The 12,160-nt window shown below is 68.6% G+C and carries 12 protein-coding genes and 1 tRNA gene; 6 read left to right on the plus strand and 7 right to left on the minus strand.

The annotated features are described in order from the left end of the window. Positions 1-85: 85 nt before the first annotated feature. The 3 genes from ACO07I_RS18670 to ACO07I_RS18680 are packed head-to-tail and all read right to left on the minus strand — an operon-like array spanning position 86 to position 2,801. A complete protein-coding gene (locus tag ACO07I_RS18670) occupies positions 86-850 on the minus strand; it encodes a hypothetical protein (protein WP_422009909.1) in 765 nt (254 codons plus the stop codon). Continuing rightward, positions 847-1,749 (minus strand): alpha/beta fold hydrolase, encoded by a 903-nt coding sequence (locus ACO07I_RS18675; protein ID WP_422009911.1) that lies wholly within the window; start codon positions 1,747-1,749, stop codon positions 847-849. The genes ACO07I_RS18670 and ACO07I_RS18675 overlap by 4 nt, the downstream gene beginning before the upstream one ends. Continuing rightward, the gene (locus ACO07I_RS18680; RefSeq protein ID WP_422009913.1) at positions 1,746-2,801 is read right to left on the minus strand and encodes a serine hydrolase domain-containing protein; all 1,056 of its coding nucleotides are present in this window, start codon (positions 2,799-2,801) and stop codon (positions 1,746-1,748) included. Before ACO07I_RS18680 ends, ACO07I_RS18675 begins: the two co-directional genes overlap by 4 nt. A gap of 51 nt (positions 2,802-2,852) precedes the next feature. On the opposite strand from ACO07I_RS18680, the gene pyrC reads away from it, so the two are divergent. The 4 genes from pyrC to ACO07I_RS18700 all read left to right on the plus strand — a co-directional run bounded on the left by pyrC (position 2,853) and on the right by ACO07I_RS18700 (position 6,777). Then, complete coding sequence (pyrC, locus tag ACO07I_RS18685; protein ID WP_422009915.1) at positions 2,853-3,923, plus strand: dihydroorotase; 1,071 nt, start codon at positions 2,853-2,855, stop codon at positions 3,921-3,923. 91 nt (positions 3,924-4,014) lie between these two features. Then, complete coding sequence (locus tag ACO07I_RS18690) at positions 4,015-4,812, plus strand: NUDIX hydrolase (protein WP_422009916.1); 798 nt, start codon at positions 4,015-4,017, stop codon at positions 4,810-4,812. 4 nt (positions 4,813-4,816) lie between these two features. Further along, positions 4,817-6,163: an ActS/PrrB/RegB family redox-sensitive histidine kinase gene (locus ACO07I_RS18695; protein WP_422009918.1), complete on the plus strand. Its 1,347-nt coding sequence runs from the start codon at positions 4,817-4,819 to the stop codon at positions 6,161-6,163. 23 nt (positions 6,164-6,186) lie between these two features. Continuing rightward, positions 6,187-6,777, plus strand: coding sequence for an ActR/PrrA/RegA family redox response regulator transcription factor (locus ACO07I_RS18700; protein ID WP_422009920.1), 591 nt, complete (start codon positions 6,187-6,189; stop codon positions 6,775-6,777). A 160-nt stretch (positions 6,778-6,937) separates the two neighbouring features. Here the strand turns inward: ACO07I_RS18700 and ACO07I_RS18705 are convergent, their stop codons facing one another. After that, a complete protein-coding gene (locus tag ACO07I_RS18705) occupies positions 6,938-8,272 on the minus strand; it encodes an enoyl-CoA hydratase/isomerase family protein (RefSeq protein WP_422009921.1) in 1,335 nt (444 codons plus the stop codon). Positions 8,273-8,296: 24 nt separating this feature from the next. Then, positions 8,297-8,371: transfer RNA gene (locus tag ACO07I_RS18710), tRNA-Gly, on the minus strand. A 57-nt stretch (positions 8,372-8,428) separates the two neighbouring features. Between ACO07I_RS18710 and ACO07I_RS18715 the strand changes: the two genes are divergently transcribed. Then, the gene (locus ACO07I_RS18715; protein WP_422009923.1) at positions 8,429-9,586 is read left to right on the plus strand and encodes an acyl-CoA dehydrogenase family protein; all 1,158 of its coding nucleotides are present in this window, start codon (positions 8,429-8,431) and stop codon (positions 9,584-9,586) included. Between the two features lie 55 nt (positions 9,587-9,641). Here the strand turns inward: ACO07I_RS18715 and ACO07I_RS18720 are convergent, their stop codons facing one another. Beyond that, positions 9,642-10,796 (minus strand): trans-sulfuration enzyme family protein, encoded by a 1,155-nt coding sequence (locus tag ACO07I_RS18720; RefSeq protein ID WP_422009924.1) that lies wholly within the window; start codon positions 10,794-10,796, stop codon positions 9,642-9,644. Between the two features lie 170 nt (positions 10,797-10,966). On the opposite strand from ACO07I_RS18720, the gene ACO07I_RS18725 reads away from it, so the two are divergent. After that, positions 10,967-11,593, plus strand: coding sequence for a TetR/AcrR family transcriptional regulator (locus tag ACO07I_RS18725; protein ID WP_422009926.1), 627 nt, complete (start codon positions 10,967-10,969; stop codon positions 11,591-11,593). A gap of 4 nt (positions 11,594-11,597) precedes the next feature. Here the strand turns inward: ACO07I_RS18725 and ACO07I_RS18730 are convergent, their stop codons facing one another. After that, positions 11,598-12,158, minus strand: a complete 561-nt coding sequence (locus ACO07I_RS18730; protein ID WP_422009928.1) for a gamma-glutamylcyclotransferase — start codon at positions 12,156-12,158, stop codon at positions 11,598-11,600. Positions 12,159-12,160: the final 2 nt, after the last annotated feature.

Genomic DNA, 12,160 nt, shown 5'->3' on the forward strand with positions numbered 1-12,160 from the left:
GGAAATGAACGGAATCGATTCAAGCACTTAACCTCATCCTGAGGAGCGCCGCGAAGCGGCGCGTCTCGAAGGATGAGGTAGGTGCTCAGGGCGTGCGGCCCGGCGGGAACTGGATGTTGAAGCCGGCGAAGATCTGGAAGCTGGGCTGCCCGGGGCCGCTCTGCACCACCGAGTATTGCGGCTCGAGATACAGGTTCAGCACGTTGCCATCGTCCAGGCGCTTGACGCGGCCGAGGCCGAGCCCGACCGGCACGACCGCCCGCTGGCGGCCGAAGTCGATCGCCGTGATGCCGCTCGAACGGAGGTAGAAGCCGTCGATGAGATTGTAGAACAGGAAGGGCTGGATGGTGAGCGACCGCGCGCTGCCGTCGAAGGCCTGCTGGTAGGCGACCAGCGCGGCAACGAGGCCCCAGGCGTAGGGGGCGCTCACGACGGCCTGCGCGCCGGCCTGCCACTTGCGCTCACCCAGCGCCGGGCTGGTGGCGGTCGGCAGGATGAGGAGCGGCCCGATGCCCAGCTTGGCATTGGCGAGCTGAAAGAGCGGCACGTCGAACAGCGTGAGGTCGCCCAGCCCGCTCTCGGTGCTGGCCGGTCCCCAGACCGTCGTGCCGGTGGCCAGCGACGCGCGCAGGAGCTGCGGCCAGCCGAACGTGTCGTGTGGCAGGATCCCGCGCAGGAAGGGCTGGTCGGCACCGCTGCCCGGCTGGCCGCTCATCACCGGCTGCAGGTAGTTCTGTACCTGGATCGCGGGGATGTCGGTCAGCGGATTGTTGGCGACGTTCTGCTGGGCCGCGGCCGGCGACGCGGCAAGAGCCAGCAGGACGGCGGCGGCCGATCGGGCGTTCGTCACTTCGCAAGGACGCGGAGCAGTACCTCGTTGAATGCCTCGGCCGCCTCATACGCCACCCAATGGCCGGCGCCGGGAATGACGTTCATCTCGAAGTCCGGCTGCAGGGCGCGGAAGAGATCGATGCGTTCCTGGATGTGCGGATAGGTCGTCGAATCGAACTCGCCCCAGATGCCGGTGAGCGGCGTCTTCACGCGCGGCAGCACCTCGCTGAGCTTGAAGGCCTGGCCCATGATGCGGCTGCGGGTCTTGGCCCGCGTGGTGTTGAGGATCTGCATGTGGATCGCGATGCCGTCGACGTTCTTCGGGTCGTGCAGCATCAGGATCTCGAGATTGCGCCGCGCCTCGGCCGCCAGGGTCTCGGGCGGCATCTCGGCCAAGAGCTTGTGCAGCTTCGCGCCGGGCTTGCGCGTGGCCTTCAGGCCGCCGGCGCCGACCATCGCGATGCGCTCGATGCGGTCCTCGAACAGGGTGGCGATATGGCCCGAGACCATGCCGCCGAACGAGAAGCCCGCGATGGCGAATTGCTTGTCCTTCGGCAGCAGCTCCTTCATCGCGGCCTCGACGCAATGCGTCACCGACCAGATGTCGTTCACGTCGTCGGGCGGGTCGCTGTCGCCGAGGCCCGGCAAGTCGGCGGCGTAGACGCTGAAATGCGCCGAGAGCGGCAGGACGTTGCGGATCCAGTGGATCCACGAGCCCGAGCCGCCATGGAACAGCAGCAGGATCGGCTTATGGGCTGCGGCGCCGAACACGTGCCACATCATCTTCCCGGTGCCGCCAGCGCTGCGCGGGCCCATCGGCACGCGCACGATCTCGGACTTGGCGGCGACCTCTTCGATATGTTCGGCGGCAGTACGCCCGTCCGGCATGCGGGGGACGGCGGAGAAATCCAGGCTCATGCCTTGATCGCCCCCAGCAGGCGCTCGACGAATTCCGGCGCCTTCTTGCGGTCGATCCAGCGCAGCACGGTGACGAGGTCGTTCTCGGGATCGATCCAGACGATGTGGCTGCCCCAGCCCAGCGCGAAGTAGCTGCTCTCGGACGCGGCGGCGAACTGCCGGCGGCCGGTGTTGAGCCACCACATCAGCCCGTAGAAGGGCGCGACCGGGCAGGGCTTCACCAGCTCACTTGTCCAGCCCTCGGGCAGGATCCGTTTGCCGTCCCAGACGCCGCCCTGTGCGACGAGCCTTCCCATCAGCGAGAGGTCGCGCGCCGAGATGACGATGCCGCCGCCCCAGTGGCCGCCGCCGGGCACCGACAGCATCTGCTTGCCGTCGATCGTGTCGAACGAGTTGCGATAGCCGTCCCACCGCCAGCCCTGCGAGCCGCCGATCGGATCCATGATGCGGCGCTTAAGCACCTGCGGCAGCGGCTCGCGGAACACCTGGAGCAGCGAGCGCGACAGGCGGTTCACGCGCACGTCGTTGTATTCGTAGAAGGTCCCCGGCTTCTTCATCGCGCGGCGCGTGCCCTTGGGCGCATCGGCCACGGCGACGCCGACCACGCGGTTGTGGTCGATGCGGTCCTCCTTGCCGAAGACGGTGCCCTCCCATTCGCTGGTCTGGGTCAGCAGGTGGCGCCAGGTGATGTCGCGGTTCTGCTCGCTGGTGAATCCGTCGTCGAGCGCCGTGTCGGCGACCTTGTCGTCGAGGCTCCGGATCAGCCCGTCGCCCAACGCCAGGCCGGCGAGCAGGGCCAGATAGCTCTTGGCGACGCTGAAGGTCATGTCGGCGCGGTCGACATCGCCCCATTCGGCGATCTTCTGGCCGCCGCGATAGACGAGGCCCGCCGGCCCGCCGCGCGGCGTCACCGGTCCCAGCACCTCGTTGTCCGGTTCCTTCTCGCCCGAATCGTAGGTCATCACGAACTGCCCGTCGGGCATGTACATGCTGGCGGGCCAGTTGGACTGGGCGGCCAGGGCGAAGGCGACAGCGTCGTTCAGGTCGTTCATGCCTGCAATCAACATTGGAGCCCGCCCGGGAGCAAGCGTAGAAAGCGCATCATGGCCTCTGCACATCCGACCCCCACATCCGCGAACCCCGCTTCCATCACGATCCGCCGTCCCGACGACTGGCACGTCCACCTGCGCGACGGCGCGATGCTGGCGGCCTGCGCCGTGCACACCGCCCGCCAGTTCGGCCGCGCCATCATCATGCCCAACCTGGTGCCGCCGGTGACGAAGGTCGCCGAGGCCAGCGCCTATCGCGACCGCATCCGCGCCGCGGTGCCGAAGGACCTGAACTTCGAGCCGCTGATGACCTGCTACCTGACCGACGGCGCCGACCCGGCCGAGCTGGCGCGCGGCAAGGCGGAGGGCGTGTGGGTCGCGGCCAAGCTCTATCCGGCGCATGCCACGACCAACTCGGCGCACGGCGTCACTTCGATGGACCAGGTCGCGAAAGGGCTGGAGGCCATGGAGAAGGCCGGCATGCCGCTGCTGGTCCATGGCGAGGTGACCGATCCCGAGGTCGACATCTTCGACCGCGAGGCGGTGTTCCTCGACAAGGTGCTGGCGCCGCTGCTGAAGCGCCACGAGGGCCTCAAGATCGTGCTGGAGCACATCACGACCCGCGAGGGCGTGGCCTTCGTCGAGGCCAACCCGGGCCGGATGGGCGGCACGATCACGCCGCATCATCTCAGCTACAACCGCAATGCGATCTTCAAGGGCGGCATCCGTCCGCACTTCTATTGCCTGCCGATCGCCAAGCGCGAGGAGCATCGTCTCGCCCTGCGACGGGCGGCGACGTCGGGCGGCACGCAGTTCTTCCTCGGCACCGATACCGCACCGCACACGACCGACACCAAGGAATGCGCCTGCGGCTGCGCCGGCGTGTTCAACGCGCCGGTGGCGATGCAGGTCTACACCCAGGTCTTTGCGGAAGAGGGTGCGCTCGCCCATCTCGAAGCCTTCGCGTCTCTCAACGGCCCGCGCTTCTACGGCCTCGCGCCAAACGAGGAGACCGTGACCCTGCACGCAAAGCCCCTCGACATCCCCGACCGCGTGGCGGTTCCGGGCGGCGGCAAAGACATCACCGTCTTCCGCCCCGACACGCCGGTCGAGTGGAGCTTCTGATCATCAGCTTTCCTCCCCCGTCATACGGGGGGAGGTGAAGAACAGGAAATGCCGCTCGCGTTGGGCTGAACGACCCTTTAACTTTGCGGGCATGAGCAAAAGAGGCATTCCCGACGGCGCCGTCGTCCGCGGCACCGACAAAGGCTACGACGAGCCCCCCAAAGTTCCCCTGACGCCCGGCAGCGAACGGCCGGTCGAGCAGATCGACAAGGTCTATCCCTACCTGCGGCCGCGCGATGCCGCGACGCTGATCCTGGTGCGCATGAAGGGCGACACGCCGGAGGTGCTGATGGGCTGCCGCGCCGCCGCCCATGCCTTCATGCCCAACCGCTACGTGTTCCCGGGCGGCAAGGTCGATCCCGACGATGCGCGCGTTCCGGTCGCGACCTCGCTCGATCCCTTCGTCAACGAGCGCCTGATGCGCGCCGCCTCGGCGCAGCGGGCGCGGGCGCTGGCCGTCGCCGCGGTGCGCGAGACCTTCGAGGAGAGCGGCCTGATGCTGGGCAAGCCGCTTCCGGGTGGCGCGCCGAAGAAGGACTATGGCGAGCACTGGAAGGGCTTCCTCGATCAGGGCATGGCGCCGGCGCTCGACTGTCTCGACCTGATCGCGCGCGCGGTGACGCCGCCCGGCCGGCCGCGCCGCTTCAATGCGCGCTTCTTCATGGCGCGGGCCGAGGATGCGTCGGGCGAGATCCGCCATTCCAGCGAGATGGGCGACATCCGCTGGGTGCGCCTCGACGAGGCGCGCGAGCTGCCGCTGCCGACCATCACCGGGCTGATCCTGGGCGAGATCGGCCGGCTGGTGAAGGAACCGCCGGACCGCACCGTGCAGCGCAGGATCCCGCTCTTCACGACCGTGCACCGCAAGCACCTGATGATCGAGGAATAGGGTCGTGGCGGTGCGTGACGACGACGCGCGCCCGTCCTCAGAGCCCTCGCTCGCCGCGCCCCGGCGCTCCGGCGCCGTGCCCGTGCTGCGCGGCGGCGTGCGCCTGCGCACGCTCGTCCTCATCCGCTGGGGGGCCGTCGCGGGCCAGGCCTTCACCGCCGCCGTCGTGCACTGGGGGCTGGGCTTCGGCATGCCGGTCCTGGCGGTCGGCGGCACGATCGCGCTCTCGGCCCTGCTCAACCTCACCGTCAGCATCGGCCGGCCGGGCTCGGCGCGCATCGACGACCGCGAGGCGGCGATCTTCCTTGCCTTCGACATCCTGCAGCTCGCGGTGCTGCTCTACCTCACCGGCGGTCTCGGCAATCCCTTCTCGCTGCTGCTGCTGGCGCCGGTCGCCATCGGCGCCACCATCCTGTCGCTGGCGAGCAACGTCGCGCTCACCCTGCTCACGATCGCCAGCATCGCGGTGCTGGGCCTGTTCTATCAGCCGCTGCCCTGGCGGGGCCCGCCGCCCGACCTGCCCGACATCTACCAGGTCGGCGTCTGGGCCGGCCTGTCGCTCACCACCATGCTGATCACGCTCTATGGCTGGCGGACGGCCGAGGAGGCCCGCCAGATGGCCGATGCGCTGGCCGCCGCGCAAGCCGCACTCGCGCGCGAGCAGCAGCTCTCGGCCCTGGGCGCGCTCGCGGCCGCCGCGGCCCACGAGCTGGGCTCGCCGCTGTCGACCATCGCCGTGGTCACCAAGGAGATGCAGCGCGAGATCGAGTTCGACGATCCGCTGCGCGAGGATGTCGAGCTGCTGGCCGCCGAATCGGAGCGCTGCCGGGCCATCCTGGCGCGGCTCTCGACCGATCCCGCGGGCGACGTTTCGGATTCCTACACGCTGGTGCCGCTGCCCGCCCTGATCGAGGCCGCGGCGCAGAACTATGCCCGCGAGGAGATCGCCATCGCCTTCGAGGCCGGCCCGGTCGGCGAGGGCGTGCCCAAGACGGCGCCGATCCAGCTGCGCAGTCCCGAAATCATGCAGGGTATCGGAAACATCGTGCAGAACGCGGTGTCCTTTGCCCGCCGCGAGGTCCGCGTCGCCACCCGCTGGACCCGCGAATGGTCGGAGGTCGAGGTCGTCGATGACGGGCCGGGCTTCTCGGAGGCGCTGCTCGACGAGCTCGGGACGCCCTTCATTTCGACCCGGCAGGGGCAGGAGGGCCACATGGGCCTGGGCGTTTTCATCGCCAAGACGCTGCTGGAGCGCACCGGCGCCAACGTGACCTTCGGCAACCGCAACGACACGGGCGGCGGCGCCGTCGTTTCGGTGCGCTGGCCAAATCCCGTCTTCAAGGCTACATAGCGGCCGATGTCGAAGGAGTCGCCATGACCCAGGACAGCGGCGCCCCGCGCCCCTTGTCACCCGTCATCGCCGGCGCGACCAACAACAAGGACCGTACCCTGTTGATCGCGGACGACGATGCGGCTTTCCGCAACCGGATCGCGCGTGCGCTCGAACAGCGTGGTTTCATCGTCACCGCCGTGGGTTCCGTGGCCGAAGCGCTGGCCCAGACCGCCCGGCCGCCGGCGTTTGCCGTGCTCGACCTGCGGCTGGCCGACGGCAACGGGCTGGAACTGGTCGGGCCGCTGCGCCAGGCGCGTCCCGATATCCGGATCGTCGTCCTCACGGGCTACGGCAACATCGCGACCGCGGTGGCCGCGGTGAAGGAAGGCGCGGTCGACTATCTCGCCAAGCCGGCCGATGCCGACGCGATCGAGCAGGCGCTGACCGCGCACGGCCGCAAGCTGCCGCCGCCGCCCAGCAATCCCATGTCGGCCGACCGCGTGCGCTGGGAGCATATCCAGCGGGTGTTCGAGCAATGCGACCGCAACGTCTCCGAGACCGCGCGCCGCCTCAACATGCATCGCCGGACTTTGCAGCGCATCCTCGGCAAGCACGCCCCGCGCGAGCACTGAGGTTTCTGTCGTTCGTTAACTCCTGACCTCATCCTGAGGAGGCCCGAAGGGCCGTCTCGAAGGATGGGCTACAGGCAAGGTGCGCGTTCCCACCCTTCGAGACGCGGTCCTGCGGACCGCTCCTCAGGGTGAGGTTATTGTTGTTGGAATGACCGATGGATCAGGCCCGCCGGCTGGCGGCGTTCCAGTACTGTTCGAGATTCGAGATCAACGCCGGGCTGAAATGGCACCAGGCCTGCTCGCGCGCGTAGAGCGCGGCGTAGCGGCGGAACGTGTCGAGCGGCTCGACCCCGAGCCGCAGCGCGCGGCGGTTGCCGATGGCGCCGACCGCGCCCGATCCGGTCAGGCGGTCGATGACGCGCCCGATGGTGGCATCGATCTCCTCCGGCGCCACGACCTCGTCGCAGATCATGCGGCCGACCTCGGAATCGCACTCGATGCGGCGCTCGTACATGATCGCCTGGCGCGCCAGCCGGTCGCCCACGAAGCGTGACAGGCGCAGGTTCGCCATGGCCGGGATGATGCCTTCCTTGCGTGCCGGCAGGGTCATGTAGGCGTCGCGGCCGGCGATGTTGAAGTCGGAGGCCAGCAGGATCTGGCAGCCGCCGCCGATGGCGAAGGTCTCGACCGCCGAGATCCACAGCTTCTCGATCGAATCGCCTGAGACTTCATCGGGGGGCACGTCCGGCCGGGCGAGGCCGCGGAACATCTTGTTCACGAACCCCATGTCGCGGATCAGGAACCACAGGAACGGGATCTTGCCGTAGTAGAGGTGCGTGAGGTTGATGCCGGCATTGTAGACGCGGCGGCCGGCATACTTGCCCTCGGGCACCACGTCGCCGCGCAGCACCGCGACCTCGCTCTGGCGGTCGAGGATGCAGACGTCGGCGCCGATCTCCGTGGCGGCCTGCGTGGCATTGTCTTCCGAATTGAGGAAGCGCTTGTTCGACAGGAGCAGCACCGCCGCCTTGCCCTGGCGCTCGACCTTCGCAAAGCCGAGATCGAGGCTGCCGTCGCGCTGGAACTTCGCCAGCGCGTCCGCCGACTCCTCGCGGGGCAAAAGCATCGCGTGGCAGAGATGCAGGCCGCAGTCGGGATCGGCGAGGAACTGGTTGCAGAGGATGCCCTGGTCGATCTCCGCGCCGTCCTTCTCGGACTGGCGCAGCTCGGCTTCGGCCGCGACCTCGGCTTGCGTCGGTGCGAGGCCGGGCACGAGGGCGGCGGCGTCGTAGACGAGCTGCTCGATGCGCGCGAACTTCCGCCGATCGTCGGTCAGCTTGTCGTAGAGCGTGCGCGCGTGGCGGCGCAGGAACGCGAAGCGGGCCTCGCGCGCGGCCTGTTTCACGCTCTCGGCAGCGTCGTAAGCAGCGGCATCGCGATTGGGCTTGGCGGGCAGGCGGGAGAGACGCTCCGAAGCGTCACGCCAATAGGCGGAGAAGGCAGCCGTGTCGGCCGCGAAGTCGCCGCTGGCCGCGACCGGCGCCATGCCATCCATCACGACGTTCCTGCCCGAAAATTATGGAGCGGGCGACGGGATTCGAACCCGCGACCTACGGCTTGGGAAGCCGACGCTCTACCCCTGAGCTACACCCGCATTGCCGCCATTCTAGCCCGCCGTTGCGCCCGAGGTCCAATCGTGTATCTCAGGAACATGCTCGATGAAGTCCTCACCCCCGAAGAGCGCGCCGTCGTGGCGCGCGCCAAGACGTTCGCCGAAGAACAGGTCGCGCCCAACGCCGCGCGCTGGGAATGGGAACGCCGCTATCCGCTCGAGACCATCAAGGCGGCCTGCGCCTTCGGGCTCAACACGATCGAGCTGGCGAAGAAGCATGGCGGGCAGGGCCTGTCCTTCTCCTGCAAGCTGCGCGCCTTCGAGGAGATCGCGCGGCACGACTTCGCTTTCGCCTTCGCGTTGATCAACCATCACAATGCCTGTGCGCGCTTCGCCCGCGACGGTCAGCCGGCGCAGGTCGCGCGCCTGCTGCCGCGCATGCTGACCGGCGAGCTGATCGGCTGCGCCGGTCTCAGCGAGCCCGGTGTCGGCAGCGACTTCGGCGGCCTGGAGATGGAAGCCGTGAGGGTCGAAGGCGGCTGGAAGGTCAACGGCGCGAAGGCCTGGATCACCAATGCTGCCGTGGCGGGTCTTTCCGTGGCCTATGCGCAGACCGATAAGGCGCAGGGCTATCGCGGCATCATCTGCCTCGCCATCGAGGCCGAGCGGCCGGGCTTCCATCGCGAGGCGCCGTTCGAGCTGCATGGCGGCCACGCGATCGGAGTCGGCGGCTTCCGGCTGGTCGACTATTTCGCGCCCGACGAGGCGGTGCTGCATCCGCCGGGCAAGGCCTTCAAGGCGGCGCTGGCCGGCATCAACGGCGCCCGCGCCTACGTCGCGGCCATGTGCTGCGGCATGCTGCAGGCCTCGCTGGAAACGGCGGTGCGCTACACGCAGCAGCGCCGGACCTTCGGCCAGCCGGTGATCGAGCATCAGGGCGTGCGCTGGAAGCTGGTCGACGCGGCGACCGATCTCGAGGCCGCGCGCCTTCTCTGCTATCGCGCGGCGCGCCTGATCGACGAGGGCGCCGATGCCGTCCTGCCGGCCGCTTATGCCAAGAAGTTCGCGACCGACATGGCGGTGCAGCGCATCGCCGACTGCATCCAGGCGATGGGGGCCAATGGTCTCAGGGCCGAGTATCCGCTCGCCCGTCATCTCGCGGGCGCCAAGATCGCCGCCTATACCGACGGCTCGATCGAGATGATGAACGAGCGCATCGGCGCCGGGCTCGGTTCCGTGTTCGGAACGCCGGCTTAGGACAAGAGACGGCGATGGCGCGCGCCACGGGAGTGGCGCGCTCCAATGAGGTCCGTTAAGCGTTGTGGGCGCGCTTCAGCGCCTGGTCTAGATCGTCGAACAGGTCGTTGCTCTCCTCGACGCCGACCGACAGCCGCAAGAGATCCGGCGGGCAGGGCGTGCCCGGGCCCTCGATGCTGGCGCGATGCTCGATCAGGCTCTCGACGCCACCCAGTGAGGTGGCGCGCTTCCACAATTCGACGCGCGCCGCCGTGGCGATGGCCGCGCGCTCGGCGCCCTTCACCCGGATCGACAGCATGCCGCCGAAGCCGCCTGCCATCTGCTTTGCCGCCGCCGCGTGGCCGGCGAAGGAGGGCAGGCCGGGATAGAGGACCTCTTCCACCATGGGATGCTCGGCGAACTTTTCGGCCAGGCTCTGCGCCGACTTGCAGGCCCAGGCGACGCGCGGGAACAGGGTGCGCATGCCGCGCATCAGCAGCCAGGCCTCGGTCTGGCCGAGAATGGTTCCGAGTTGCGCGCGGATGGTGCGCAGCTTGGCCCAATAGGCATCGTCGCGCGCGCCCGTGAGCGCGCCGGCGATGATGTCGGAATGGCCGTTGAGGTACTTGGTGGCGGAGTGCATCACGATGTCGGCGCCATGCTCGATCGGCCGCGTCAGCACCGGCGTGGCCACCGTCGAATCGACGCCCAGCAGGGCGCCGGCCTTGTGGGCGATCTCCGCGATGGCGGCGATGTCGGACACGCTCCAGGTCGGATTGGCGGGCGTCTCGATCCAGACGAGCCTGGTGAGGCCGGGCTTCACGGCGGCCGCCACCTGGTCGGTCTTGTCGGTGTCGACGAATTCGACCTTGAGGCCCCACTGCGTGGCGAAGGTCATCAGCCAGTTGCGCAGCGCCCAGTACATGACCTTGGAGGCCACCACATGGTCACCGGGCGAAAGGGCCAGGAAACAGGCGGTGGCGGCACTCATCCCGGAGGAAAAGATCAGCGACTTCGCGCCCCGTTCGAGCGCCGTGAGCGTTGCCTCGGCCTGGTCGAACGTGGGATTGTCGGCACGCGCGTAGATACGCCCGGAACTGTATCCGTTGTCCTCGTCGCGCAGATAGGTGCTGGCCATGTGGATCGGCGGCACGACGGCCCGGGTGACCGGGTCGATCCATCCCATCGCCTGGGCGGCGAGGGAGGCGGGAGCAAAGACTTTCTCGGACATCGGGGCCCCGTCGGCTTACATAAATCTTACGTCGAACGCGATTTTATAGCGCATCGCAGTACTTGAAATGACGATGCAGTAGTAGCTTCATATATAGTGATTTGCTTGCGTCATCTTCAGGATCGGCAAGGTTGCCGACAAGACGGCAAACACTCGCTCGGGAGTCAGGAATGGACGGTCAGACCCTGCACACGAAGCAGCTTCCCACAGCCGGTCGCGGCGACCGCGTCGCCCGCACGCGCGAATCGATCGTGGCCTCGGCCCTGGCCCTCGCCGCGGCGGGGCAGGTCGCGCCGATCGTGCGCGACATTGCCCAGATGGCCGGGGTCTCCGCCCGCACCGTGTTCCAGCACTTCGCCGACACCGCCGAACTGTACGTCGCCGTCCTCGGCCGCGTGCTGGCCGCCCTGGTCGGGGAAGCGCCGGAACTCGCCTCTGCCGGGCCGATCGAGCAGCGCGTCTCCAGCCTGATCGACCAGTGCGCCGACCGCTACGAGCAGCTCCGCCCGATGTGGACTTTCGTCGAGACGCTGCAGCGCCGGTCGCCGGAAGCGGCCGACATGATCTCGCAGATCTACAGCGCCAACACCGCGCAACTCTCGCAGGCCTTCAGTGCCGAGCTGGGCGCGCTGCCGGCGGAGTCGCGGCAGCGGACCCTGACCGCCCTGGCCCTGGCCATCGCGCCGGAAAGCTGGGTCGTGCTGCGCCAGCGTCTCGGCCTTTCGGTCGAGCAGGCGCGGGAAGAACTCGGCTTCGTGGTGCAGTCGGTCTTCGCGACCGAAGCCGCGCGCCGCTAAACCTTCAGGATCCCGTGCCGCCGGCGGCGGTGCGGGCCAGCCTCTCGAGCGGGCGGTCGTTGAGGCCCAGCTCGCCGAGATGGGCGACCGTGTTCAGCACATAATCGAAGCTGGTGCCGGTGGCGCCCCGGCCCTGGCGGATCAGGCGCACCGCCTCAGCCTCCGGCAGTTTCCCGGCGAACTGCCGGTGCGACCGATCGGCGAGATAGACGAGCGATGGCACCACCCGGCCGTTGTCGAGCCGGATCGGCCGGACCGTCTCCACATACACGCCGTCATTGTCGATCTCGCGATGGATCAGGTATCGCCGCACCTCGTCGTAGGCGGCGTCGGGCAGCCGGTGCGCCAGGCCGCGGCAGGAGCCGCCGGGCAGCAGGCCGAGCATGAGCCCCGGCCTCTCGGGTGTGCCGCGATAGTGTTCCGAATAGATGCAGAAGGCGCGGTGCCAGCCCTGGAGTCGCGCCGCCTGCGTCTCCGGCGTCGCGAAGCCGGGGTTCCACATCAGCGAGCCGTAGCCGAAGACCCACAGGGGCCTGGTCGAGGCGTTTCCTGCGGGCGCGTCCAATC

Source organism: Reyranella sp., assembly GCF_965227665.1.
Taxonomy (GTDB): Bacteria; Pseudomonadota; Alphaproteobacteria; order Reyranellales; family Reyranellaceae; genus Reyranella.